General features: G+C 72.6%; 22 protein-coding genes. 9 read left to right on the plus strand and 13 right to left on the minus strand.

Translation table 11 applies throughout. From position 1 onward, the window contains the following. Positions 1–7: 7 nt before the first annotated feature. Together sufB and FXF50_RS27310 are read right to left on the minus strand one after the other, a co-directional pair. The gene (gene sufB, locus FXF50_RS27305; RefSeq protein ID WP_091270091.1) at positions 8–1,438 is read right to left on the minus strand and encodes a Fe-S cluster assembly protein SufB; all 1,431 of its coding nucleotides are present in this window, start codon (positions 1,436–1,438) and stop codon (positions 8–10) included. Then, positions 1,435–2,187 (minus strand): metalloregulator ArsR/SmtB family transcription factor, encoded by a 753-nt coding sequence (locus FXF50_RS27310; protein ID WP_148431795.1) that lies wholly within the window; start codon positions 2,185–2,187, stop codon positions 1,435–1,437. The genes sufB and FXF50_RS27310 overlap by 4 nt, the downstream gene beginning before the upstream one ends. 98 nt (positions 2,188–2,285) lie before the next feature. Here FXF50_RS27310 and FXF50_RS27315 point away from each other — a divergent pair, with 98 nt between their 5' ends. Both FXF50_RS27315 and FXF50_RS27320 read left to right on the plus strand, forming a co-directional pair. Beyond that, on the plus strand, positions 2,286–3,263 hold the full coding sequence (locus tag FXF50_RS27315; protein ID WP_187399847.1) for a heme A synthase: 978 nt from the start codon (positions 2,286–2,288) through the stop codon (positions 3,261–3,263). A gap of 105 nt (positions 3,264–3,368) precedes the next feature. Beyond that, complete coding sequence (locus FXF50_RS27320; protein WP_148431797.1) at positions 3,369–5,036, plus strand: right-handed parallel beta-helix repeat-containing protein; 1,668 nt, start codon at positions 3,369–3,371, stop codon at positions 5,034–5,036. Positions 5,037–5,076: 40 nt separating this feature from the next. Here the strand turns inward: FXF50_RS27320 and FXF50_RS27325 are convergent, their stop codons facing one another. The 3 genes from FXF50_RS27325 to FXF50_RS27335 form a co-directional block, all read right to left on the minus strand. Then, positions 5,077–5,997: a RimK family alpha-L-glutamate ligase gene (locus FXF50_RS27325; RefSeq protein ID WP_148431798.1), complete on the minus strand. Its 921-nt coding sequence runs from the start codon at positions 5,995–5,997 to the stop codon at positions 5,077–5,079. Between the two features lie 6 nt (positions 5,998–6,003). Further along, positions 6,004–6,336: a hypothetical protein gene (locus tag FXF50_RS27330; protein WP_091320776.1), complete on the minus strand. Its 333-nt coding sequence runs from the start codon at positions 6,334–6,336 to the stop codon at positions 6,004–6,006. A 251-nt stretch (positions 6,337–6,587) separates the two neighbouring features. Continuing rightward, positions 6,588–7,547: a heme o synthase gene (locus tag FXF50_RS27335; RefSeq protein WP_148431799.1), complete on the minus strand. Its 960-nt coding sequence runs from the start codon at positions 7,545–7,547 to the stop codon at positions 6,588–6,590. A gap of 265 nt (positions 7,548–7,812) precedes the next feature. Here FXF50_RS27335 and tkt point away from each other — a divergent pair, with 265 nt between their 5' ends. From tkt to pgl, 6 genes are all read left to right on the plus strand, one after another. Continuing rightward, positions 7,813–9,951: a transketolase gene (gene tkt, locus FXF50_RS27340; RefSeq protein ID WP_148431800.1), complete on the plus strand. Its 2,139-nt coding sequence runs from the start codon at positions 7,813–7,815 to the stop codon at positions 9,949–9,951. 16 nt (positions 9,952–9,967) lie between these two features. Further along, a complete protein-coding gene (gene tal / locus FXF50_RS27345) occupies positions 9,968–11,146 on the plus strand; it encodes a transaldolase (protein WP_148431801.1) in 1,179 nt (392 codons plus the stop codon). Positions 11,147–11,215: 69 nt separating this feature from the next. After that, positions 11,216–12,856: a glucose-6-phosphate isomerase gene (locus tag FXF50_RS27350; RefSeq protein WP_148431802.1), complete on the plus strand. Its 1,641-nt coding sequence runs from the start codon at positions 11,216–11,218 to the stop codon at positions 12,854–12,856. 2 nt (positions 12,857–12,858) lie between these two features. Further along, on the plus strand, positions 12,859–14,469 hold the full coding sequence (zwf, locus tag FXF50_RS27355) for a glucose-6-phosphate dehydrogenase (protein WP_255510216.1): 1,611 nt from the start codon (positions 12,859–12,861) through the stop codon (positions 14,467–14,469). A 31-nt stretch (positions 14,470–14,500) separates the two neighbouring features. Beyond that, the gene (locus tag FXF50_RS27360; RefSeq protein WP_091320766.1) at positions 14,501–15,517 is read left to right on the plus strand and encodes a glucose-6-phosphate dehydrogenase assembly protein OpcA; all 1,017 of its coding nucleotides are present in this window, start codon (positions 14,501–14,503) and stop codon (positions 15,515–15,517) included. Between the two features lie 57 nt (positions 15,518–15,574). Continuing rightward, entirely contained in the window at positions 15,575–16,345 is a 771-nt protein-coding gene (pgl, locus tag FXF50_RS27365; protein WP_148431803.1) for a 6-phosphogluconolactonase, read from the plus strand. A 46-nt stretch (positions 16,346–16,391) separates the two neighbouring features. Here the strand turns inward: pgl and FXF50_RS27370 are convergent, their stop codons facing one another. The 8 genes from FXF50_RS27370 to rapZ all read right to left on the minus strand — a co-directional run bounded on the left by FXF50_RS27370 (position 16,392) and on the right by rapZ (position 23,417). Beyond that, entirely contained in the window at positions 16,392–16,736 is a 345-nt protein-coding gene (locus FXF50_RS27370; protein WP_148431804.1) for an RNA polymerase-binding protein RbpA, read from the minus strand. 128 nt (positions 16,737–16,864) lie between these two features. Further along, positions 16,865–17,125 (minus strand): preprotein translocase subunit SecG, encoded by a 261-nt coding sequence (gene secG, locus FXF50_RS27375; protein WP_148431805.1) that lies wholly within the window; start codon positions 17,123–17,125, stop codon positions 16,865–16,867. 95 nt (positions 17,126–17,220) lie between these two features. Further along, positions 17,221–18,012, minus strand: a complete 792-nt coding sequence (gene tpiA / locus FXF50_RS27380; RefSeq protein WP_148431806.1) for a triose-phosphate isomerase — start codon at positions 18,010–18,012, stop codon at positions 17,221–17,223. Then, the gene (gene pgk, locus FXF50_RS27385; protein ID WP_148431807.1) at positions 18,013–19,212 is read right to left on the minus strand and encodes a phosphoglycerate kinase; all 1,200 of its coding nucleotides are present in this window, start codon (positions 19,210–19,212) and stop codon (positions 18,013–18,015) included. It abuts the gene before it with no gap. Further along, positions 19,209–20,213, minus strand: coding sequence for a type I glyceraldehyde-3-phosphate dehydrogenase (gene gap, locus FXF50_RS27390; RefSeq protein ID WP_148431808.1), 1,005 nt, complete (start codon positions 20,211–20,213; stop codon positions 19,209–19,211). Before gap ends, pgk begins: the two co-directional genes overlap by 4 nt. A 263-nt stretch (positions 20,214–20,476) precedes the next feature. Continuing rightward, complete coding sequence (gene whiA / locus FXF50_RS27395) at positions 20,477–21,457, minus strand: DNA-binding protein WhiA (protein ID WP_148431809.1); 981 nt, start codon at positions 21,455–21,457, stop codon at positions 20,477–20,479. A 56-nt stretch (positions 21,458–21,513) separates the two neighbouring features. Next, on the minus strand, positions 21,514–22,512 hold the full coding sequence (gene yvcK, locus FXF50_RS27400) for a uridine diphosphate-N-acetylglucosamine-binding protein YvcK (protein ID WP_148431810.1): 999 nt from the start codon (positions 22,510–22,512) through the stop codon (positions 21,514–21,516). After that, complete coding sequence (gene rapZ / locus FXF50_RS27405) at positions 22,509–23,417, minus strand: RNase adapter RapZ (RefSeq protein ID WP_091322417.1); 909 nt, start codon at positions 23,415–23,417, stop codon at positions 22,509–22,511. The genes yvcK and rapZ overlap by 4 nt, the downstream gene beginning before the upstream one ends. 290 nt (positions 23,418–23,707) lie before the next feature. Between rapZ and recQ the strand changes: the two genes are divergently transcribed. Then, positions 23,708–25,549 carry a DNA helicase RecQ gene (recQ, locus tag FXF50_RS27410; protein WP_148431811.1) on the plus strand — a complete coding sequence of 614 codons (1,842 nt, stop codon included), beginning with the start codon at positions 23,708–23,710 and terminating at the stop codon, positions 25,547–25,549. The last annotated feature ends 81 nt before the right edge of the window (positions 25,550–25,630 follow it).

Here is a 25,630-nt window from a genome sequence, read left to right on the forward strand (position 1 = left end):
GGCGGCGTCAGCCGACCGCGCCCTCCATCTGCAGCTCGATCAGGCGGTTGAGCTCCAGGGCGTACTCCATCGGGAGCTCCTTGGCGATCGGCTCGATGAAGCCGCGCACGATCATCGCCATCGCCTCGTCCTCGCTCAGGCCCCGGCTCATCAGGTAGAAGAGCTGGTCGTCGCTGATCTTGGAGACGGTCGCCTCGTGCCCCATCGACACGTCGTCCTCGCGGATGTCGACGTAGGGGTAGGTGTCGGAGCGGGAGATGGTGTCGACCAGCAGCGCGTCGCACTTGACCGTGCTGCGGCTGCTGTGCGAGCCCTCCAGCACCTGCACCAGGCCGCGGTAGGAGGTGCGGCCGCCGCCCCGGGCGATCGACTTCGACACGATGGTCGAGGAGGTGTGCGGCGCGGCGTGCACCATCTTGGCGCCCGCGTCCTGGTGCTGACCCTCGCCGGCCATGGCCACCGAGAGCACCTCGCCCTTGGCGTGCTCACCGGTCATGTAGACCGCCGGGTACTTCATGGTCACCTTGGAGCCGATGTTGCCGTCGACCCACTCCATGGTCGCGCCCTCGTGGCAGACGGCGCGCTTGGTGACCAGGTTGTAGACGTTGTTCGACCAGTTCTGGATGGTCGTGTAGCGGCACCGGGCGTTCTTCTTGACGATGATCTCCACGACGGCGCTGTGCAGCGAGTCCGAGGAGTAGAGGGGCGCGGTGCAGCCCTCGACGTAGTGCACGTACGCGCCCTCGTCGACGATGATCAGCGTCCGCTCGAACTGGCCCATGTTCTCCGTGTTGATCCGGAAGTAGGCCTGCAGCGGGATCTCCACGTGCACGCCCTTCGGCACGTAGATGAACGAGCCACCGGACCAGACGGAGGTGTTCAGCGCGGCGAACTTGTTGTCGCCGACCGGGATCACCGTGCCGAAGTACTCCTTGAAGATGTCCTCGTGCTCGCGCAGCGCGGTGTCGGTGTCCAGGAAGATGACACCCTGCTCCTCGAGGTCCTCACGGATCTTGTGGTAGACGACCTCGGACTCGTACTGCGCCGCGACGCCGGCGACCAGCCGCTGCTTCTCCGCCTCGGGGATGCCCAGCCGGTCGTAGGTGTTCTTGATGTCCTCGGGCAGGTCCTCCCAGCTGGTGGCCTGCTTCTCGGTGGACCGCACGAAGTACTTGATGTTGTCGAAGTCGATCCCGGTGAGGTCCGCGCCCCAGGCCGGCATCGGCTTGCGGTCGAACAGCCGCAGGCCCTTCAGGCGCAGGTCGAGCATCCAGGCCGGCTCGTTCTTCTTGGCCGAGATGTCCCGCACCACCGCCTCGTTGAGGCCGCGCTGGGCGGACGCCCCCGCGACGTCGGGGTCGGCCCAGCCGTACTCGTAACGACCGAGGGCGGCGAGCTGCTCCTCCTGGGTCAGGGGCTGGACGATCTGCTCGGTCATCTATCTGTCCTCACAGTGGTGACGGTGTTACCGGACTGGGCACGCGGCTGGGCGGGGATGTGCGTGGTGCACACCCCGTCGCCGTGCGCGATGGTGGCCAGGCGCTGCACGTGGGTGCCGACCAGACGGGAGATCACCGCGGTCTCGGCCTCGCACAGCTGGGGGAACTCGGCGGCCACGTGCGCCACCGGGCAGTGGTGCTGGCACAGCTGGCCGCCGGAGGCGATCGTGGACGCGTTGGCAGCGTAGCCCTCGGCGGTCAGCGCCCCCGCGAGCGCCTCCGCCCGGGCGAGCGGGTCGGTGCCGGCGTCCTCCATGGCGGCGCGGCAGCGCTCCTCCAGCGCGGTCACCTGCTCGGCGGCGAACGCCTCGACGGCCTGCGAGCCGCCGGTGCGGGAGATCCAGCGCAGGGCGGCCGTGGCGATGTTGTCGTAGTGGTGGGTGCCGCAGCGGACGCGGGCCGCCTCGGTGAGCACGAAGACCTTGGCCGGTCGACCCCGGCCCCGGCTGCCCCGGACGACCTGCTCGCGGGCCTCCACGTCGCCGTCGGCGAGCATCGCGTCGAGGTGCCGGCGGATCGCGGCCGGGCTGAGCCCGAGCGCCGAGCCGAGCTGGGCCGCGGTGGTCGCGCCCCGCTCCAGCAGCAGCTGGGTGACCCGGTCGCGGGTGGAAAGATCGGTGGACGCGGAAGCGCCAGCGGCCGGGACGGCTGCTGGCTGGTGCCCGGAGAGCGCCGCCGCGTTTTTCACAACGCCAACGTTACGTAATTCGCCGGGGGCCCGCAAACCCGGGGTCCGGTGATCCCGACCACCGGTGTCGCGGAGTCACCCGATCGGGATCAACTACGGTGCGTAGGATTCGCTCCGTGAAGGCTTCCGTCCGGTTCCCGGTCTCCCCCACGCTGCTGCGCCGCCTCGCGTACACCTCGATCATCGCGAACGTGGCGATCGTGGTCACCGGCGGGGGTGTCCGGCTCACCCGCTCCGGGCTCGGCTGCCCGACCTGGCCCCGGTGCACCGACGAGTCGTACATCGCCACGCCGGAGATGGGCATCAACGGGGCGATCGAGTTCGGCAACCGGCTGCTCACCTTCGCGGTGGGCGTCATCGCGCTGGCCGTGGTGCTCGCGGTGCTGGCCCAGCGGACCCGCCCGCGGGGGCTGCTGCCGCTGTCGATCGGCGTGCTGTTCGGCATCCCCGCCCAGGCCGTCATCGGCGGCATCACCGTGCTCACCAACCTCAACCCGTGGGTGGTCGGCCTGCACTTCCTCGCCTCGATGGCGGTGATCGCCGCCGCGTACGCCTGCTGGAAGCGGACCACGGAGCCGGACGGGCCGGTGACGCCGACCGTGCCGGCGCCGCTGCGTACCCTCGCCGGGCTCACCACCGTGGTGAGCGCGGCCGTGCTGGTGGTCGGCACCTGGGTGACCGGCAGCGGGCCGCACGCGGGCGACCAGGGCGCGGCCCGCAACGGCCTGGACCCGGAGGCGATCTCCCAGGTGCACGCCGACGGGGTGTTCCTGCTGATCGGCCTCTCGGTGGCGCTGCTCTTCGCGTTCCGCGCGGTGGGGGCCGCCGGGGCCGCCCGGGCCGCCGGGGTGCTGGTCGCGGTCGAGCTGGGCCAGGGCCTGATCGGCTTCGTGCAGTACTTCACCCACCTGCCCGCCGTGCTGGTCGCCGCGCACATGCTCGGCTCCTGCCTGGTGCTGCTGGCCACCCTGGGCGTGCTGTGGGCCACCCGGGAGCGGCGTCCGGCCGCTCCGCCGGCGCCGGCCACCGCCACCACCACCGCCCCGGCCGACCAGCCGGTCACCGCCGCCGTCTGAGGCCCCGGCCGGGCGAGCCGGTCACCGCGGCACGACCGGCGTTACCCCTCGCCGGCAGCGGGAAAGCGGTCGGGCCACGGACCGTCCGCCCGAGGGGAGCCGCCGGTGTCGCGCAAGGGCCTGGCCACCACCGTCCCGCAGCGGCTCACGCCGGTGGCCGGCGCCCCGCTCTGGTGCGACGCCCACGAGTTCGGGCTCACCGGCGACGGCGTGACCAACGACCAGCCCGCACTGGCCGCGCTGGTGGACCGGCTGGGCGAGGGGTACGAGGCCGACGGCCGCGCCCGGGTCATCTACTGCCCGCCGGGCATCTACTCGGTCCGGGACGCCGGCACCGTCTGGCGCAGCGGCGTATCGCTGATCGGTGCGGGACCGGCGGCGACCCGGTTCCTGCTCAGCAACGAGGGCAACCGGGACGATCCCGTGCCGCTGGCGTACTGGACCACGATGCAGCACGGCGCGGACCGGGACCGGCACATCGCCGACTGCACCTTCGCCGACTTCGAGATCGACGGCTCCGGCGTCGGCATGACCCAGTACAACTACCTGGCCAAGGGCCTCGGCCTCCAGTACGTGGTGCGCGGTATCTTCCGGAACCTCTACATCCACCACACCGGGGCGACCGGGCTGGGCTGCGACTTCCTCCAGGACAGCCTGATCGACGGGGTGGTCGTGGTGGGCTGCGGCCGGCTGGACAACGGCGAACAGATGGGCGGCGCGGGCATCGGCGTCGGCATCGGCGGCTGGAGCGACGTGGAGCGGCTCACCATCGCCAACTGCACCACGGTGGGCAACGGGACCAACGGGATCTTCCTGGAGCTGCAGAAGGACTACTGGCCGCCCCCGCGGGGCTTCCGCATCGTCGGGTGCCACAGCCAGGCGAACCGGTTCGGCATCTCCGACTGGGGCGCCGACGGGCTGATCGTCTCGGCCTGCACCCTGACGAACAACCTGGAGGCGGGCTTCGACGTCTCCGCCAACGGCACGGCCGGGATCGCCGGCCGCGGCGGGCTGCTCACCGACTGCGTGATCGACCGCAACGTCGGCGACGGGATCAGCATGGGCAACACCCCCGGTCCGTACGTGATCCGGGGCAACCGGATCAGCCGTAACGGCGGCTACGGCTACCACGAGCACGACCTGGGCCACGGCTACCGGGGCCCTGCGGAGGACGTGGTGATCCAGGGGAACCACATCTGGGAGAACGCGCTGGACGGGATCCGGATCGACCGGCCGATGACCGACGCCGCCGTGGTGGACAACCGGATCCGGGACAACGGGCGCCGGTCCGCGCCGGAATGCCGCGGTTCCGGCGCGACCGTGCGGTACGCCCCGCGCCGGGTCACCGACGGGTCGGCGGACTGGCCGCCCGGCGGGCACCGGGGCAAGATCGTGCGGGTCGACTCGCGGACCGCGGTGGTGGCCGACAACACCGACACGGAGCTGTCGCTGGCCGAGGTGCGGCCCGACGGCGCCACCGGCTGGAACGAGGCCACCCCGGCGCCCGGCACGCCGTACGAGCTGCCGGCCGGGCCGCCGGAGCGGGCGGGGATCGCGGTCAACGCCCCGTTCGACTCGGCCACCGTGCGGGGCAACCGGATCTGGCACCGGGACGAGCACACCCAGACCTACGGGTTCTGGGTCACCGGCGCGGGCAGTTGCGTCTCGTGCCGCGTGGAGGACAACGACCTCGCCGGGAACGAGGCCGCCGTCCGGCTGGACACCCCGCCGATCGGCGGCCGCTGGGACCGCAACCACTGCGACGGGGAGTGACGCCGGCTCCGGCCCGCTCGGGCGCGGGCCGGAGCGCGGGTCAGGACCGTCGGGCCAGGTGGGTGGCGACCGCCTCGGCGAGCCGGTCCGGGGCGCCGTCGGCGTGCCCGACGAACAGGCTCGGCTCGGTCAGCTCCAGCTCGACCAGGACGGGCGCCCCGTCCGGGCCGGGGATGAGGTCCACCCGGGCGTAGAGCAGCCGGTCGGTGCCGCCGGGCACCACCGCCAGGGTCTTCTCGGCCATGTCGAGCTGCTCCGGGGTGGCCGTCCGGGCGTCGATCCGCTCCTCCTTGTAGAGCTCGGCCACGCCCCGGTCGGGGCCGGTCAGCATGGGCCCCTTGCGGATCGCGTGGCTGAACGCCAGGCCGTCGGGCCCGGCCAGGAAGAGCAGCGCGGTCTCCCCGTCGGTGTCCACCGCGCGGAGGTACGGCTGGACCATGGTGACCCGGCCGGCGGCGGAGAGCCGCCGGACGTGCGCCACGGCCAGCTCCCGGTGCTCCGGGTCGGCCAGGTCGTAGCGGCCGGTGTCCTGGCTGCCGGCGCCGACCGCCGGCTTGATCACGTACTCGCCGGTGTCGGCGGGCGGGTGCCAGTCCGCGCCCGGCTCGACCCAGGCGGTCGGCACCGTGGGCACGCCGGCCGCCGACAGCTCGGCCAGGTAGCGCTTGTCGGTGTTCCAGCCGACCACGTCGGCCGGGTTGACCAGGGTCGGCACGGAGCGCGCCCAGGCGACGAACTCGTCGCGGCGCAACGCGTAGTCCCAGGGCGAGCGGAGCACGACCAGGTCGTAGCCGGACCAGTCCACGGCCGGGTCGTCCCAGACCACCGCCTCGGCGGCGACGCCGCGGGCGGCGAGCGGGGCGAGCGCGAGCCGGTCGTCCGGGTCGAGGTCGGGAAGGGCCGTGCAGGTGACGAGAGCGACCCGGGGTTCCCCCCGGGTCGGCTGGTGGTGGTTGGTCAATTTATGTCAACGGGCCATCGTGCGCCGGGCCATCGACCGCCAGAGGTCGTTGCTCGGACGCATCTGGTCCATCAGCTCACGCTCCCAGGCGTTCTCGACGGTGACCCCTGCGGTGGCGCAGGCCTGCCGCGCGACGTCGGTGCCGTCGGCGAACTGGTCGGCCCACGCCCCGTCGGAACCCACGAGGACGATGCGTGCACCGCGCTTGCCGACGTACTCGATGACCGCCTTCGCCCCGCCGTGTCCGGCGGCGAACGACTTGATTCCCGCGACCAGGCCGTTGGGGGCCTGTTCCGAGGTCTTGTCAGCCGTGAGCGTCGTATCGGAACCATCTGCCATGACGCGAAGCCTAAGCAGACATCCACCCGGATGTGCGAGAACGATGAACTGAATGTGATGCCAATTACCTACAGGTTTAAGGAAGACCACAGGTAATTCGCCCGTACATGTCGCCTATGTCTGGGTAAACCGGGCGGGGAAGATCGTCACAGTCTGTCCGGGTTGAGCCGGTCCGGCTCAGGCCGAAAAAAAATTCTGATGAAATCCCGGACAGGCGGAAACCATCCACTCCGGTCAGTGCCGGCGCCGCACTAGATCAGCGCGTCGAGGGCGACGGCCGCAAACAGGATCGTGAGGTAGGTGGTGGACCAGTGGAACAGCCGCATCGGCTTTACCGCCTCGCCCCGCGCCGCCCGCCGGCAGAGCTTGTGCGCCTCGACGACGAAGATGCCGCCGACCACCAGGGCGGTGACGCCGTAGATCGGGCTCATGCCGAGCGGCCACACGGCCAGCGACGAGAGCAGAGTCAGCCAGGAGAAGAGGATGATCTCCGCGTTGACCCGGCGGACCGAGGCCACCACCGGCAGCATCGGGATGCCGGCCCGGGCGTAGTCGGACTTGTACTTGATGGCCAGCGCGTAGAAGTGCGGCATCTGCCAGAAGAACACCACCGCGAACAGGCCCCACGCGGCCGGGGCCAGGGAGCCGGTGACCGCCGCCCAGCCGATCAGCACCGGCGCGGCCCCGCAGGCGCCGCCCCAGAAGGTGTTGGCGGCCGTGGTGCGCTTCAGCCAGAGCGTGTAGACCAGGTCGTAGTAGGCGATCGCCGCGAGGGTCAGCCCGGCGGCCAGCCAGTTGGTGGCGACGGCCATCAGCGCCACCGAGACCACGGCGAGGACCAGGCCGAAGACCAGCGCGTTGCGCGGCGACACCGTGTGCGCCGGCAGCGGCCGACGCTTGGTGCGCCGCATCAACTGGTCGATGTCCCGGTCGATGTAGCAGTTGAGCACGCTGGCCGCGCCCGCCGCGAGCGAGCCGCCGACCAGCACCACGGCCACCAGCCAGAGCGACGGCAGGCCGCCGTCGGCCAGCATCATGGCCGGCACGGTGGTGACCAGCAGCAGCTCGACGATCCGGGGCTTGGTGAGCGCCACGTACGCGGCCACCACGGCCCGTACGTCCCGCCGACCGGTCGCCGACACCTCCGTCACCGTGCGCACCGGCGGCTGCCCGGCAGAGTCGCTGACGGGGCGCTCGGTGATCATGCTCACGGATTGCCACCTTCCGGCTTCGGCAGGGGAGGTCGGGGTCGGCCCGGACCCCTCGGGGTCCACACACCGCCCCACACACTACGCGGCGTCGTTTTGGCTGCCCCGGAGACCCGGCAACGGTGCGGGCCGTCACACCCCGGGTTGAACGGCCGATTCGGTCGGACACGTACAGAAGAGCATGCAGAGATCCCCGGGCGGACGTTTAGGGCCGCTCGATAGGGTCATCAGTGAGGGTTCCGCCCATCTGCCGAGGAGCACAACCATCGTGGCTGCCAACCGACCCGAGCTTCCCGCTCTCAACTGGTCCGACCTCGACCGCAGGGCCGTCGACACGGTCCGCGTGCTGGCCATGGACGCCGTGGAGAAATCCGGCAACGGCCACCCGGGCACGGCCATGAGCCTCGCCCCGGCGGCGTACCTGCTCTTCAACCGGGTCATGCGGCACAACCCGGCCGACCCGAACTGGCCCGGCCGGGACCGGTTCGTGCTGTCCGCCGGGCACTCCAGCCTGACCCTCTACATCCAGCTCTTCCTCTCCGGCTACCCGCTGGCCCTGGACGACCTCAAGGCGCTGCGCCAGTGGGGCTCCCTCACCCCGGGCCACCCGGAGCACGGCCACACCCCGGGCGTGGAGACCACCACGGGCCCGCTCGGCCAGGGCATCGGCAACGCGGTCGGCATGGCGATGGCGGCCCGCCGCGAGCGCGGCCTGTTCGACCCGGAGCCGGACCGGGCCGACTCCCCGTTCCGCCACGACGTCTGGTGCATCGCCTCGGACGGCGACATCGAGGAGGGCATCAGCCACGAGGCGAGCGCCCTCGCCGCCCACCAGCAGCTCGGCAACCTCTGCCTGATCTACGACGACAACGAGATCTCGATCGAGGACGACACCCGGATCGCCAAGAGCGAGGACGTGGCCGCACGGTACGAGGCGTACGGCTGGCACGTCCAGACGGTCGACTGGCGCCGCGGCGACGCCGACCAGGGCGACTACCACGAGGACGTCGACGCCCTCTACGAGGCGCTGCTGGCCGCGAAGGCGGAAACCGACCGCCCCTCCTTCATCGCGCTGCGCACCATCATCGGCTGGCCCGCCCCCAACAAGCAGAACACCGGCAAGATCCACGGCTCGGCGCTCGGCGCCGACGAGGTGAAGGCCACCAAGCAGATCCTCGGCTTCGACCCGGAGCGCACCTTCCAGGTCGATGACGAGGTGCTCAAGCACGCCCGCCAGGTCATGGACCGGGGCGCCGAGGCGCAGGCGGCGTGGACCACCACGTTCGACGCCTGGGCGCAGGCCAACCCGGAGCGCAAGGCGCTGTGGGAGCGGATGTCCACCCGGACCCTCCCGACGGGCTGGACCGACGCGCTGCCGACCTTCCCGGCCGACGCCAAGGGCGTGGCCACCCGGGCCGCCTCCGGCAAGGTCCTGGAGGCCCTCGCCCCGGTGCTGCCCGAGCTGTGGGGCGGCTCCGCCGACCTCGCGGAGAGCAACAACACCACCATGAAGGGCGAGCCGTCCTTCGTCCCGGCCGAGCACGCCACCAAGGACTTCCCGGGCGACGAGTACGGCCGCACCCTGCACTTCGGCATCCGCGAGCACGCCATGGGAGCGATCCTCAACGGCATCGCCCTGCACGGCGGCACCCGCCCGTACGGCGGCACGTTCCTGGTGTTCAGCGACTACATGCGCCCCTCGGTGCGGCTCGCCGCGCTGATGAAGCTCCCGGTGGTCTACGTCTGGACGCACGACTCGATCGGCCTCGGCGAGGACGGCCCGACCCACCAGCCGGTGGAGCACCTGACCGCGCTGCGCGCCATCCCCGGCCTGGACGTGGTCCGCCCGGCCGACGCCAACGAGACCGCCTGGGCCTGGCGGCAGGCCCTGGAGCACACCGACCGGCCCACCGCGCTGGCGCTCAGCCGGCAGGCGCTGCCGACCCTCGACCGCACCGACCTGGCCGGCGCGGAGGGCACCGCGAAGGGCGGCTACGTGCTGGCCGAGGCGTCCGGCGGCAGGCCCCAGGTGATCATCGTGGGCACCGGCTCCGAGGTGCAGCTCTGCCTCACCGCCCGGGAGCGGCTGGAGGCCGACGGCACCCCCACCCGGGTCGTCTCCATGCCCTGCCAGGAGTGGTTCTTCGCGCAGGACGAGGCGTACCGGGAGTCGGTGCTGCCGCGCGGGGTAAAGGCACGGGTGAGCGTGGAGGCGGGCATCGGCATGTCCTGGCGGGCGATCGTCGGCGACAGCGGCGAGAGCGTGAGCCTGGAGCACTACGGGGCGAGCGCGCCGCACTCCGTGCTCTTCGAGCAGTTCGGGTTCACCCCCGACCGGATCGTGGCCGCCGCGCACGCGGCGCTGACCCGGGTGGGCGACATCACCGGTTTCACGACCGGCAACTGAGGGGAGCGTGGACGGCATGACGGACAGGCTGAGGGAGCTCCAGGCCGCTGGTGTGGCGATCTGGCTGGACGATCTTTCCCGGGTACGACTCAGCTCCGGCGGGCTGGACAAGCTCCGCCGGGAGCAGCACGTGGCCGGTGTGACCACCAACCCGACGATCTTCGCGAAGGCGCTGAGCGACGCCGACGAGTACAACTGGCAGCTTCGTGACCTCGCCATCCGCGGCGTCGACGTCGAAGAGGCGGTCCGCATGCTCACCACGTACGACGTGCGGTGGGCCTGCGACGTGATGCGCCCGTCGTACGACAAGAGCGCCGGGGTGGACGGCCGGGTGTCGATCGAGGTCGACCCGCGGCTGGCCCACGAGTCCGACCGGAGCGTCGCCGAGGCCAAGGCGCTCTGGTGGCTGGTCGACCGGCCGAACCTGTTCATCAAGATCCCCGCCACCGAGGCGGGCCTGCCGGCGATCACCGCGACCCTGGCCGAGGGGATCAGCGTGAACGTCACGCTGATCTTCGGCCTGGACCGGTACTCGCAGGTCATGGAGGCGTTCCTGGCCGGTCTGGAGCAGGCGAAGGCGAACGGGCACGACCTGTCGAAGATCGGCTCGGTCGCCTCGTTCTTCGTCTCCCGGGTCGACACCGAGGTGGACAAGCGGCTGGAGAAGATCGGCTCCGACGAGGCGAAGGCGCTGCGCGGCAAGGCGGCCATCGCCAACGCCAAGCTGGCGTACGAGCGGTACAGCGAGGTCTTCAGCTCCGACCGGTGGAAGAAGCTGGCCGACGCCGGCGCCCACCCGCAGCGCCCGCTGTGGGCCTCCACCTCGACCAAGAACCCGGACTACCGGGACGTCATCTACGTCGAGGAGCTGATCGCGCCCGGCACGGTCAACACCATGCCGGAACCGGTCATCCACGCCTTCGCCGACCACGGCGAGACCCGCAAGGACACCATCACCGGCTCGTACGACGCGGCCCGCAAGGTGTTCACCGACCTGGAGGCGGTCGGCGTGGACATGGCGGACGTGATCGCCACCCTCGAGCGGGAGGGCGTCGAGAAGTTCGAGGCGAGCTGGTTGGAGCTGCTCGACGGGGTCAAGAAGTCCCTCGCCGAGGCGGGCAAGGGCACCGGGCAGCCCAACCGGGCCGCCAAGGGCAACGCGCAGGCCGCCGAAAAGGCCGGGGGCAACGCGTGACGGACGGCGCCGGACGCGTCCCGGGGCGACGCCCCGGGACGCGCCACGCCACGCGGACGGGGTGGTGAGGTGAGCGACCTGCTGGCCGGTCGGGCGGACATCGCCGCCGGGCTGGCCGTGCACGGCGCCGACGCGGTCGACGGGTCGGCACCCGCGTCCGTGCGGGCCGCGCTGGTCGCCGCGGATTTCCCCGCCCGGCTCGCCGCCAAGGACCCGACCCTGTGGGGGCCGGAGGCCGAGGCGACGGCGCGCACCCGGCTGGGTTGGCTGGACACCCATGCGCGGAGCCGGGAGCTGCTCCCCCAGCTCGCCGAGCTGGCCGAGGAGCTGGCCGACCTGGACCACGTGGTGCTGGCCGGCATGGGCGGCTCCTCGCTCGCCCCGCAGGTGCTGGCCCGGACCCTCGGCCGGCCGCTGACCGTGCTGGACACCACCGACCCCGGCCAGGTCCGCGCGGCCCTGGCCGACCGGCTGGAGCGCACCGTGGTGGTGGTCGCCAGCAAGTCCGGCGACACGGTGGAGACCGACACCGTCCGGCGGGCGTACCTCCAGGCGTTCCTGGACGCCGGGTTGACCGAGGCGGAGGCCGCCCGGCACTTCGTCGTGGTGACCGACCCCGGCTCCCCGCTGGAGTCGGTCGCCGACGAGCTGGGCGTGGTCGTGATCCAGTCCGACCCGGAGGTGGGCGGCCGCTACTCGGCGCTCACCGCGTTCGGGCTGACCCCCGCGGCCCTGGCCGGCGTGCCCGTCGCCGACCTGCTGGACGACGCCGAGGCCCTCGCCGGCGCGCTCGACCGGGACCGGGACAACCCGGGCCTGGCCCTCGGGGCGGCGCTCGGCGCGGCGGCCACGAGTGGCCGGGCCACCGTCGCGCTGGTGTCCGACGGCACCGGGCTCGACGGGCTGGGCGACTGGGTCGAGCAACTGCTCGCCGAGTCCACCGGCAAGGCCGGCCGGGGCATCCTGCCGGTGGTGGTCGAGTCCCCGGACGCCCCCGGCGCCACCGGCCCGGGCGTGCTGACCGTGAGCTACGGCGGCGCCCTCGGCCCGGGCGTCGCGCCCGGCCCCGCCGACGTGGCGGTCAACGGTCCGCTCGGCGCGCAGTTCCTCACCTGGGAGTACGCCACCGCGGTCGCCGCCGCCGTGCTCGACGTCGACCCCTTCGACCAGCCGGACGTCGCCGGGAGCAAGGAGCACACCGCCCGGCTGCTCGCCGCCGGTCCGCCGGCGGAGTCGCCGTCGTCCACCGACGGCGCCGTCGAGGTGTACGCCCCGGCCGGGGTCCCCGCCGACCTGGCCGGCGCGCTGCGCTGGCTGCTCGACGGGCTGGGCGACGACGGCTACCTGGCGGTGTCCGCGTACCTCGACCGGTGGGCCGACGCGGCGGTGGCGGGGCTGCGCCCGCTGCTGGCGCGGGCGACCCCGCAGCCGGTCACCTTCGGGTGGGGGCCGCGGTACCTGCACTCGACCGGGCAGTACCACAAGGGCGGCCCGCGGGCCGGCAGCCACCTCCAGGTGACCGGCGCGGTCACCGACGACCTACCGGTGCCCGGCCGCCCGTACACCTTCGGAGACCTTCAGGCGGCCCAGGCCGCCGGCGACCGGCGGGCCCTCGCCGATCGCGGGCGGCCGGTGCTGCGCCTGCACCTGACCGAGCGGGCGGCGGGCGTCGCCCAGCTAATGGATGCGGCCGGACGGACACTGACGTGACGATGAATGACGTGACATCGGCGGAGCGAGGAGGCACCGTGAGCGCGAGGAGTGAGCCGGTCCTGCGAGCCCCGCAGTCGCGAACCGAGGACAGCGCAGGGAACCCGCTGCGCGATCCTCAGGACCGCCGGCTGCCACGGATCCCGGAGCCGTGCGCTCTGGTGATCTTCGGCGTGACCGGCGACCTGGCCCGCAAGAAGCTCTTGCCGGCGGTCTACGACCTGGCGAACCGGGGGCTGCTGCCGCCCGGTTTCGTGGTCCTGGGCTTCGCCCGGCGCGACTGGGGCGACGGCGACTTCGAGGGGCTGGCCTACGAGGCGGCCAAGAAGCACGCCCGCACCCCGTGGCGGGAGGAGGTCTGGGCGCGGCTCGCCGGCAACATCAAGTTCGTCGGGGGCTCGTTCGACGACGACGCCGCCTTCGACCACCTCGCCGCCACCCTGGACGAGCTGCGCGACACCCACGGCATCCCGGGCAACGCCGCCTTCTACTTCTCCATCCCCCCGGCGGCCTTCCCCGTGGTGCTCAAGCAGCTCGCCCGCACCGGCATGGCCGACAACGCCAAGTCCGGCGGCTGGCGCCGGGTGGTGGTGGAGAAGCCGTTCGGCAACGACCTGCCCTCGGCGAAGGCGCTCAACGACCTGGTCGACGACGTCTTCACCCGGCAGGACGTCTTCCGGATCGACCACTACCTGGGCAAGGAGACGGTCCAGAACATCCTGGCCCTGCGGTTCGCCAACAACCTGTTCGAGCCGCTGTGGAACTCCAAGTACGTCGACTCGGTGCAGATCACCATGGCCGAGGACGTCGGCATCGGTAGCCGGGCCGCCTTCTACGACTCGGTCGGCACGGCCCGGGACGTGCTCCAGAACCACCTGCTCCAGCTGCTCGCCCTGGTGGCCATGGAGGAGCCGACCAGCTTCGACGCCGACGAGATCCGCACCGAGAAGCTCAAGGTGCTCAAGGCCATCACGGTGCCGCACGACGTCTCCCGGGACACCGTCCGCGGCCAGTACCTGCCCGGCTGGGTGGGTGGCGAGCGCGCCGTCGGCTACCTCGACGAAAAGGGCGTCCCGCCGGACTCCACCACCGAGACGTACGTGGCCGTGAAGCTGGGCATCCAGAACCGGCGCTGGGCCGGGGTGCCGTTCTACATCCGGGCCGGCAAGCGGCTGCCCCGACGGGTCACCGAGGTGGCCATCGTGTTCAAGAAGGCCCCGCACCTGCCGTTCAACCCGGCCGACATGGAGTCGCTCGGCCCCAACCAGCTCGTCATCCGGGTCCAGCCGGACGAGGGCGTGGTGCTGAAGTTCGGCTCCAAGGTGCCCGGCACCACCATGGAGGTCCGCGACATCGCGATGGACTTCCAGTACGGCGAGGCGTTCACCGAGTCCAGCCCCGAGGCGTACGAGCGGCTGGTGCTGGACGTGCTGATCGGCGACCGGACGCTGTTCCCGGACGCCGCCGAGGTCGAGCAGAGCTGGCAGGTGGTGGACCCGCTGGAGCACGCCTGGGCGGGCACCAAGCCGGAGCCGTACCGGGCCGGCGAGTGGGGCCCCCGGGCCGCCGACGAGATGCTGGCCCGCGACGGCCGGTCCTGGCGGAGAGCGTGAGCGAGCACTGCGAGCGAACCAGGAGGTTCCGTTGATCGGCTTGTGGGACACCACCGGGAACGAGGTGGTCAAGGCGCTCGCCGCCGAGCGGCGCAGCGCGGGCGGGGTGGCCAGCGGGATGGCGCTCACGTTGATCGTGGTGGTCGACGAGAAGCGGGTCCGGGAGGCCGAGGCGGCGGCGACGATCGCGGCCGCCGCCCACCCGTGCCGGCTGCTCGTGGTGGTCCGCTCCGACGTCGAGCGGGACCGCAACCGGCTGGACGCGGAGATCGTCGTCGGTGGCCGGCTCGGCCCGTGCGAGGCCGTGGTGACCCGGATGTACGGCCGGCTCGCGCTGCACGCCGAGTCGGTCGTCATGCCGCTGCTGGTGCCGGACGTGCCGGTGGTGACCTGGTGGCACGGCGAGCCGCCGGAGGAGATCGCCACCGACTTCCTCGGCGTGGTGGCCGACCGGCGGATCACCGACTCGGCGCAGGCCGCCGACCCGATCGCCGCGCTGCTCCAGCGGGCCGCGGACTACGCCCCGGGCGACACCGACCTGGCCTGGACCCGGATCACCCCGTGGCGCACCCTGGTCGCCGGGGCGTTCGACACCACGCAGGCCCGGGTCACCGAGGCGACCGTGGTGGCGCCGCGGACCGACCCGACGGCGGCCCTCATGCGCGGTTGGCTGGCCGCCCGGCTCGGCATCGACCCGGTCTGGGAGCACACCGACGAGTTCCCCCGCATGCGCGAGGTGCAGCTGCGCTGCGCCAACGGCGACCGGCTGACGCTGACCCGGGACGACAGCGTGGCCATCTTCCGGCGTACCGGGCAGGAGGACCGGACGCTGCCGCTGGTCCGCCGGCCGCTCGGTGACGAGCTGGCCGAGGAGCTGCGCCGCCTCGACGCCGACCAGGTCTACGCCGAGACGCTCGGCGCGACCGCCGGGCTGACGGGGCTGGACCAGCGACCGGCCCAGCGGGTGCACGTGTGGAAGGATCCGGCGACCGCCCAGCGGGCCGAGGCCGGGGTCACCGCGCACGCCGGCGCGACCGCCAACGAGTGAGCGGTCGGACAGCACAGGTGACCGCCGTGGGGCGGTCGGAACACGAAGGCGCGATGGATGAGTGAGGCGAGTGTCGCCGTACACGCCGACCCCGACCTGCTGGCGCAGGCGGTGGCGGCCCGGCTGGTGGTGAAGCTGCTCGACGCGCAGGCCGAGCGGGGCCAGGCGTCGGTGGTGCTGACCGGCGGCCGGATCGCCGCGGCGGTCTACCGGGCGGTGACCCAGCTGCCGGCCCGCGACGCCGTCGACTGGTCCCGCGTCGACGTCTGGTGGGGCGACGAGCGGTTCCTGCCGGCCGGTGATCCGGAGCGCAACGAGACCCAGGCCCGGGCGGCGCTGCTGGACGTGGTCCCGCTGGACCCGGCCCGCATCCACCCGATGCCGGCCTCGGACGGGCCGGCCGGCAACGACCCGGAGGCGGCCGCCGCCGGGTACGCGCAGGAGCTGGCCCGGGCCGCCCGGCCGGGCACGGCCGCTCTCCCCCACTTCGACGTGCTGATGCTCGGTGTCGGCGAGGACGGGCACGTGGCCTCGGTCTTCCCCGAGCACCCGGTGCACCACGACAACCGCCCGGTCAGCGCGGTACGCGGCAGCCCAAAGCCGCCGCCCGTGCGGACCACGCTGACCCTGCCGGCGATCAACACGGCCGAGGAGGTCTGGCTGGTGGCCGCCGGGGCGGACAAGGCCCGGGCGGTCGGGATGGCCCTCGCCGGGGCCGGGCCGGTGCAGCTTCCGGCGGCCGGGGTGCGCGGGGTGTCCCGTACCCTCTGGCTGCTGGACCGGGCGGCGGCGGCCGACGTGCCGCCCCGCCTGCGCAGCCTGCGCTGAACGAACGGAGGAGCCCCGGCCCGGGCGGGTCGGGGCTCCCGCGTGCTCAGGCCCGCCCGCGCCGCCGGCGCAGCGTCTCCAGGGCCTCGGCGAGCAGCGCCTCGCCCTGCTCCGGGGTGCGGCGTTCCTGCACGTACGCCAGGTGGGTCTTGTAGGGCTCGGCCCGAGCCCGGCCGGGCGGGTTGCCCGGGTCGGGGCCGGCCGGCTCGCCGCAGCGCGGGCAGTCCCAGGTCTCCGGGGCCTCCGCCTCGGCGGCGATGAGGAACTGGACGCGGTGGGCGTTCACGCACCAGTAGGTGACCGGCCGGCGGGGCGCCGGCTCGACGTGCTGGTCGAAGCGCTCGGGGGCGGACCCGATGCGGGTGCCGCGGATGACGTTGCCACTGGACACGGCTGCTCGCTCCTGTCGTCGGAGGGGACCGCCGCTTGCGGGGCGGGCGGCGGGCGACGCGCGGAGAAACAAAACTGCGCGCGGTCCGTGACGGACCGCGCGCAGATTGTACGACTCGGAGCGCTCGCTCAGGCGCCGCTGCCGAGCTGGAGCCGGAGCCACAGCCCGATCCCGACGATGCACGCGAACCAGATGATCCCGACCAGAACGGTGTAGCGGTCGAGGTTCTTCTCGGCCACCGACGAACCGGCCAGGCTGGAGCTGACACCGCCGCCGAACATGCTCGACAACCCGCCACCCTTACCACGGTGCAGGAGGATCAGCAGGGTGAGCAGGATGCTCGTGATGACCAGCAACACGATCATCGTGTAGGCGAACCAGATCGGCATGGCGGGGGTCAGTCCTCTCGTTGCGAACACTGCCCGGTCCTGTCGGGCACGGCGGCACCGACCGGTGGGCGGGCAGCGTCAAGGATAGCGAGCGATCAGCGGGCGATGTGCTCCGGGAACCGGCAGATCTGCGCGAATTCCTCGGCGTCCAGGCTGGCGCCGCCGACCAGGGCCCCGTCCACGTCCGGCTGGGCCATGATCGCGGCGACGTTCGACGACTTCACCGACCCGCCGTAGAGGATCCGGACCTGGTCCGCGGTGTCCTGGCCGAAGGTCTCCACCAGGCGCTTGCGCACCTCGCCGCAGACCTCCTGGGCGTCGTCCGGGGTCGCCGTCTTGCCGGTGCCGATCGCCCAGACCGGCTCGTAGGCCACGACGACCTTGGTGACCTGCTCCGGGGTGAGCCCCTTCAGCGCACCGTCGAGCTGGTCGCAGCAGTGCTGCACGTGCCGGAGCTGCTCGCGGATCTCCAGCCCCTCGCCGATGCAGAGGATCGGGCTGAGCCCGTTCGCCAGCGCGGCGGCCACCTTGGCGTTGACCAGCGCGTCGTCCTCGTAGTGGTACTGCCGCCGCTCGGAGTGGCCGACCACCACGTAGGTGCAGCCCAGCTTGGCGAGCATCGGCCCGGCGATGTCCCCGGTGTACGCGCCCGACTGGTACGGCGACAGGTCCTGCGCGCCGTAGCCGATCAGCAGCTTGTCGCCGTCCACCGCCGTCTGCACGGTGCGCAGGTCGGTGAACGGCGGCAGGACCACCGTCTCGACCTCGGTGAGCTGCTTCTCGTTGAGGCTCGCGGCCAGCTTCTGCACCAGCAGGTTCGCCTCGAGGTGGTTCAAATTCATCTTCCAGTTGCCGGCCATCAGCGGCCGGCGGGTGGTGCTCGCCATTCAGTTCTCCAGGGCCGCGATGCCGGGGAGGGTCTTGCCCTCGAGGTATTCCAGGGAGGCGCCGCCGCCCGTGGAGATGTGGCCGAAGGACGACTCGTCCAGCCCGAGCGCCCGCACCGCGGCGGCGGAGTCACCGCCACCGACCACGCTGAACGCGTCGGCCTTCGTGATCGCCTCGGCGACGCCCCGGGTGCCGTTGGCGAACGCGGCCATCTCGAACACACCCATCGGGCCGTTCCAGAAGATGGTCTTCGCCTGCGACAGCGCGGCGGCGAAGCCGGCCACCGTCTCCGGGCCGATGTCCAGGCCCAGGCGGTGGCTCGGGATGCCGTCGGCGGGCACGACGTCGTGCGCGGCGTCCGGCGCGAACGCGTCCGCGGCCACCACGTCGACCGGCAGCATGATCTTGCCGGGCTCACGCTCCATCAGGTTGCGGCAGGTCTCGACCATCTCCTCCTCGAGCAGCGAGGTGCCCACCTCGTGGCCCTGGGCCTTGAGGAAGGTGAAGCACATGCCGCCGCCGATGAGCAGCTGGTCGACCTTCGGCAGCAGGGCCTCGATCACGGCCAGCTTGTCGGAGACCTTGGAGCCGCCCAGCACCACCACGTACGGCCGCTCCGGGTCGCCGGTGAGCTTGCCGAGCACCTCCACCTCGCGCAGCACGAGCCGGCCGGCAAAGTGCGGCAGCCGGGCCGGCACGTCGTGGACGCTGGCGTGCTTGCGATGCACGGCGCCGAAGGCGTCGTCGACGTACGCGTCGCCGAAGGCGGCGAGCTGGTCGGCGAAGGCGCCCCGCTCGGCGTCGTCCTTGCTGGTCTCACCCTTGTTGAAGCGCAGGTTCTCCAGCAGGGCGACCTGGCCGTCGGCCAGCCCCTCCACGGTGGACCGGGCCGAGTCGCCGACGGTGTCCTCGGCGAAGCGCACCGGCGCGCCGAGCAGCTCACCGAGCCGCCCGGCGACCGGGCGGAGGCTGAACTGCGGGTCCGGCGCGCCCTTCGGGCGGCCCAGGTGCGAGCAGACGACCACCTTGGCGCCGGCCTCGACCAGCGCGCTCAGGGTCGGCAGCACGGCCCGGATGCGGCCGTCGTCGGTGATCTCACCGCTCTGCTTGTCGAGCGGGACGTTCAGGTCGGCGCGCACCAGCACGCGCCGACCCGACACCCCCTCGGCGAGCAGGTCGTCGAGGTTGCGGATGCTCACAGCGACGAACCCACCAGCTTGACCAGGTCGACCAGGCGGTTCGAGTAGCCCCACTCGTTGTCGTACCAGCCGACGACCTTGACCTGGTTGCCGATCACCTTGGTCAGCGGCGCGTCGAAGATGCAGGACGCCGGGTCGGTGACGATGTCCGAGGAGACGATCGCGTCGTCGTTGTAGATCAGGATGCCCTTGAGCGGGCCGTCCGCGGCCGCCTTGAGCGCGGCGTTGACCTCGTCCACCGTGGTCTCCCGGCCGACCGTGACGGTCAGGTCGGTGACGGAGCCGGTCGGGATCGGCACGCGCAGCGCGTAGCCGTCCAGCTTGCCCTTGAGGTCCGGCAGGACCAGGCCGATCGCCTTCGCGGCGCCGGTCGAGGTCGGCACGATGTTGAGCGCCGCGGCCCGGGCCCGGCGGAGGTCCTTGTGCGGCGCGTCCTGCAGGTTCTGGTCCTGCGTGTACGCGTGGATGGTCGTCATCAGACCCTGCTGGATGCCGAACGTGTCGTGCAGCACCTTGGCCATCGGGGCGAGGCAGTTGGTGGTGCAGGAGGCGTTCGAGATGATCGTGTGCTTGGCGGGGTCGTACTGGTCCTGGTTGACGCCCATGACCAGGGTGACGTCCTCGTTCTTCGCCGGGGCGGAGATGATGACCTTCTTGGCCCCGCCGTCGACGTGCGCCTTCGCCTTGGTGGCGTCGGTGAAGAAACCGGTGGACTCGATGACGACGTCGACGCCGATCTCGCCCCACGGCAGCTTGCCGGGGTCCTTCTCCTCGTACACCTTGATGCTCTTGCCGCCCACGGTGATCTCGTCGGCGGTGGCCTTCACCTCGTGCGGGAGGCGACCCAGGATGCTGTCGTACTTGACAAGGTGGGCGAGCGTCGCGTTGTCGGTCAGGTCGTTGACCGCCACGACCTCGATGTCAGCGCCGGACGCCAGCACTGCCCGGAAGAAGTTGCGGCCGATCCGGCCGAAGCCGTTGATGCCAACCCGGATGGTCACAGGTCCCATCTCCTCGCGTTCTGGTCCGCCGGCGTCAGACCCGGCCGGCGGAGATTGTTCGCCGACCGGTGGATCCGGCCGTTGACGGTTCATCTCGGCCACCCCGCCGCGGTCCCAGGAGACCAGACCGCCCGAGGCGGTGAGCACGGCGAGGGATGCCTTTGCCGGCCCCCTTGCCGTACGCAGCGACCTTATCCGAGCGCGCGCCGCCGCGCTGCGGCGGGTGGTGATCCCCCTCGCAACTCGACGCCTCACTGGTCCTATCAGACCACGAGCATGTCGGGCGTGACGGCCGCTTCGGTATCCGGGATGCCCAGGTCGCGGGCCCGCTTGTCGGCCAGCGCGAGCAGCCGGCGGATCCGGCCGGCGATGGCGTCCTTGGTCAGCGGCGGATCGGCCAGCGCACCCAACTCCTCCAGCGACGCCTGCCGGTGCTCCAGCCGCAGCCGGCCCGCCGAGGTCAGGTGGTTGGGGGCGTCCTCGGCGAGGATCTCCAGCGCCCGGGTGACCCGGGCGGCGGCGGCCACCGCGGCGCGGGCCGAGCGGCGCAGGTTGGCGTCGTCGAAGTTGGCCAGTCGGTTCGCGGTGGCCCGCACCTCGCGGCGCACCCGCCGTTCCTCCCAGGCGAGCACACTGGAGTGGGCGCCGATGCGGGTGAGCAGCGCGGCGATCCCGTCGCCGTCCTTGACGACCACCCGGTCCACCCCGCGCACCTCGCGGTTCTTGGCGGTGATGCCGATCCGGCGCGCCGCGCCGACCAGGGCCAGCGCGGACTCCGGCCCCGGGCAGGTGATCTCCAGGGCGCTGGAGCGGCCCGGCTCGGTCAGCGAGCCGTGCGCCATGAACGCGCCCCGCCAGGCGGACACCGCGCAGCAGACGTTGGCGGCCACCACGTGCGGCGGCAGGCCGCGCACCGGGCGGCCCCGGACGTCCAGCAGGCCGGTCTGCCGGGCGAGGGCCTCGCCGTCCTTGACCACCCGCACGATGAAGTGGCTGCCCTTGCGCAGGCCGCCCGAGGCGAGCACGTGGATCTCGCTCGGGTAGCCGTAGACCTCGGCGATCTCCCGGCGGAGCCGCCGGGCCACCGCGCCGGTGTCCAGCTCCGCCTCGACCACGACGCGACCCGACACGATGTGCAGGCCGCCCGCGAACCGGAGCAGGGCCGCCATCTCCGCCCGCCGGCAGCAGGGCTTGGGCACGTCGACCCGACTCAGCTCGTCCTTGACCGCAGCCGTCATCGCCATGTTGCGCGCCCCCTCACGGACCGGTTCCGGCGTGTCGCCGGTGATTACGTACGTGTCTAACGATCGGCGCCCAGGACAGGCACCAGCGCGGCGCCCAGGGCGGCCGGATCATGACGGGGCGTGCCGTCGGTGACGGCGACAGGAGCGAGGACCAGCCGGGCACCCAGCGATTCTGCCGCACGTTCCACCGCCACGGGATCACCCACCGCCTTGGAGTCGGCCAACACCATGTCCACCTTCAACTCGGGCAGATAGCGCCGGAGGGTGTCCAGATGGTCGGGAAGGGAGAGCCCGCTGGTCTCCTTCTCCGCCACGAGGTTGAGGGTCACCAGCCGACGCGCCGGGCTGGAGACGATCGCTTCGGCCAGGCCCGGCACCAGAAGGTGCGGCAGCACGCTGGTGTACCAGCTGCCCGGCCCGAAGATCAGCCAGTCGGCCGTGGCCACCGCGGTCACCGCCTCCGCGCAGGCGGCCGGCGCCGCCGGGGTGAGCCGCAGCGACTCGACCGTGCCGGAGGTGACCGCCACCTGGTGCTGGCCGCGCACCGTGCGGACCTCGTCGGGGCGGTCCGGGTCGGCGCCGCGTACCCGGGCCTCGATGCCGACCGGCTGCCGGGACATCGGCAGCACCCGACCGACCGCGCCCAGCATCGCGCCGGCGTGGTCGAGCGCGACCACCGGGTCGCCGAGCAGCTCGGTCAGCCCGTGCAGCAGCAGGTTGCCGACCGCGTGGCCGGCGAGCGGATCGGCGGCTCCCCCGCCCACGCCGGCCGCTCCCCCGCTCCCGCCGGCGGCCGCGAAGCGGTGCTGGAAGAGCGCCGCGCTGCGCCGGGTGGCCGGGTGGTCCCCGGCCAGGGCCACGAGCGCCTGCCGCAGGTCGCCCGGGGGCAGGCCGCCGCGCTCCGCGCGCAGCCGGCCGCTGGAGCCGCCGTCGTCGCCCACGGTGACCACCGCGGTGATGTCCAGGTCCAGTCCGGGTACGCAGTGCCGCAGCGCCCGCAGCGACGCCGACAGCCCGTGCCCGCCGCCGAAGGCGACCACCCTGGTCGGGGTCATTCCCGCCCCAGGTCCCGGTGCTGGGCGTTGGCGGCGATGCCGGAGCGCCGCAGCCGGGCGGCCAGCTCCTCGGCGATCGCCACGCTGCGGTGCTTGCCCCCGGTGCAGCCGACGGCCACGGTCAGGTAGCGCTTGCCCTCCCGCTCGAAACCGGCGGTGGTGGCGTTGACCAGGTCCGCGTACCCGGCCACGAACGCGTCCGCCCCCTCCTGGCCCAGCACGTACGCGCTGACCGCCTCCTCGCGCCCGGTGTGCTCGCGCAGCTCCGGCACCCAGTACGGGTTCGGCAGGAACCGGGCGTCCATCACGAAGTCGGCGTCCGGTGGGAGGCCGTACTTGAAGCCGAAGGAGAGCACGGTGATCCGCAGCCGGCGGGAGTCCTCCCCGCCGAACAGCTCCTCCACCCGGCGCCGGAGCTGGTTCACGTTGAGGTGGCTGGTGTCGATGATCACGTCGGCCTGGTCGCGGGCCTCCTCCAGGAGGGCCCGCTCCACGGCGATCCCGTCGGCCAGCCGCCCGTCGCCCTGCAACGGGTGCGAGCGGCGCACGCTCTCGAAGCGGCGGATCAGCACCTCGTCGTCGGCGTCGACGAAGACCACCCGGGGCTGGAAGCCGCGCTCGCGCAGCTCCCGGATCGCCCCGGCCAGGTCGGTGGAGAAGGCCCGCGAGCGGACGTCCAGCACCATCGCCGTACGCCGGGCCGCGCCGCCGGCCTTGAACGCCAGCTCGGCCATGTCCAGCATGAGCGCCTGGGGCAGGTTGTCCACCACGTAGTAGCCGACGTTCTCCAGCGCCCGGGCCACCGTGCTGCGGCCACCGCCGGACAGGCCGGTCACCACCACGAGGGTGGTGTCCGCCTCGGCCGGCGCCGGCCGCCCGAGAGCTGTCTCCGCGTTGGTCGGCACCAGGTCTCCCGCCGTCCGCGCCTCGCTCACCCGCTACCCCCAGCCGTGGCGCCGCGGCCGGTCGGCCGCGCATGGTCAGTCAGCGACTCTAACGGCTGCGACCCCGCCCGGGATTCCACGGGGTGACGACCGGAACAGGTGCTTGTCCGTTTTGTCGAGGTCCGCTGCCGCTGCGCGGAGGTCCGGCTGCCGCTGCACGGAGGTCCGGCTGCCGGGTTGCGGGGGTTCGGTTCCCGCCACGCGCCCGTTCGGGGCGGGGCGGTGTCGGCGGGCGCTCGTAGACTGCGCGGATGGTCTCCCCCACCGATGAGCGGACCGAGGACGCCCTGCGGGTGCTCCGCCGGGTGTTCGGCTACGACGCCTTCCGCGGCTTCCAGCACGAGGTCGTCGAGCACGTGGTGGCCGGCGGCGACGCGCTGGTGCTCATGCCGACCGGGGGCGGCAAGTCGCTCTGCTACCAGATCCCGGCGCTGGTCCGCGACGGCGTGGCGGTGGTCGTCTCGCCGCTGATCGCGCTCATGCAGGACCAGGTCGACGCGCTCACCGCGGTCGGCGTCCGGGCCGGGTTCCTCAACTCGACCCAGGACCTGACCGAGCGGCGGCGCGTCGAGGCGGCGTTCCTCGCCGGCGAGTTGGACCTTCTCTACCTCGCCCCGGAAGGGCTGGCGACCCGCTCCACGGTCGCCCTGCTGGAACGCGGGCGGATCGCGCTCTTCGCGATCGACGAGGCGCACTGCGTCTCCCAGTGGGGGCACGACTTCCGCCCCGACTACCTCAACCTGTCGATGCTGCACGAGCGCTGGCCCGGGGTGCCGCGCATCGCGCTCACCGCGACCGCCACCGCGGCCACCCGCACCGAGATCGCCACCCGGCTCAAGCTCACCGACGCCCGGCACTTCGTGGCCAGCTTCGACCGGCCCAACATCCAGTACCGGATCGTGCCCAAGCGGGAGCCGCGCAAGCAACTGCTCGCCCTGCTGCGCGACGAGCACCCGGGCGACGCCGGCATCGTCTACTGCCTCTCCCGCGCCTCCGTGGAGAAGACCGCCGAGTTCCTGGTCGCCAACGGCATCCCGGCGCTGCCCTACCACGCCGGGCTCGACGCGGCGACCAGGGCGGCCAACCAGCAGCGCTTCCTGCGCGAGGACGGCCTCGTCATGGTCGCCACCATCGCCTTCGGCATGGGCATCGACAAGCCCGACGTGCGCTTCGTCGCCCACCTCGACCTGCCCAAGTCGGTCGAGGGCTACTACCAGGAGACCGGGCGCGCCGGGCGCGACGGGCTGCCGTCGACGGCCTGGCTGGCGTACGGGCTCCAGGACGTGGTGCAGCAGCGCAAGATGATCGAGACGTCGGAGGGCGACCTGGCCCACCGGCGCAACCTGGCCACCCACCTCGACGCCATGCTGGCGCTCTGCGAGACGGTCCGCTGCCGCCGCGCGCAGCTCCTCGAATACTTCGGCGAGGGCGGCACCGCCAACTGCGGCAACTGCGACACCTGCCTGGAGCCGCCGGAGTCGTGGGACGGCACGGTCGCCGCGCAGAAGCTGCTCTCCACCGTCTACCGCCTCGACCGGGAACGCAACCAGCGGTTCGGCGCCGGGCACTGCGTCGACATCCTGCTCGGCAGGCACACCGACAAGATCGACCAGCACGGCCACGACTCGCTCAGCACCTTCGGCATCGGCACCGACCTGCGCGAGGCCGAGTGGCGCGGCGTGGTGCGACAACTGCTCGCCGAGGGCCTGCTCGCCGTCGAGGGCGACTACGGCACCCTGGCCCTGACCGAGGCGAGCGCCGAGGTGCTGGGCCGCCGGCGCACGGTCACCATGCGGCGGGAGCCGGAACGGCCCACGTCCGGCCGGTCCGCCAAGCCGCGGGGTGCGGCCACCGTGGTGGCCGACCTCGCCCCGGCCGCCGTCCCGGTGTTCGAGCGGCTCCGCGCCTGGCGGGCGGCCACCGCCAAGGAACAGGGCGTCCCCGCGTACGTGGTCTTCCACGACGCCACCCTGCGGCAGATCGCCACCGAGGCGCCGACCTCGCTGGCCGAGCTGTCCCGCATCAGCGGCGTCGGCGACAACAAGCTGGCGAAGTACGGCGAGGGGATCCTCGCCGTACTCAACGAGTCCTGAGACACGACGAAGGGCCGGCCCCTTGTGGGGGCCGGCCCTTCGTGCTCGCTCCTGTCAGCGGATGGCCGGTCAGGAGGCGCT

The organism is Micromonospora sp. AP08 (assembly GCF_008085935.1).
Lineage (GTDB): Bacteria > Actinomycetota > Actinomycetes > Mycobacteriales > Micromonosporaceae > Micromonospora > Micromonospora chersina.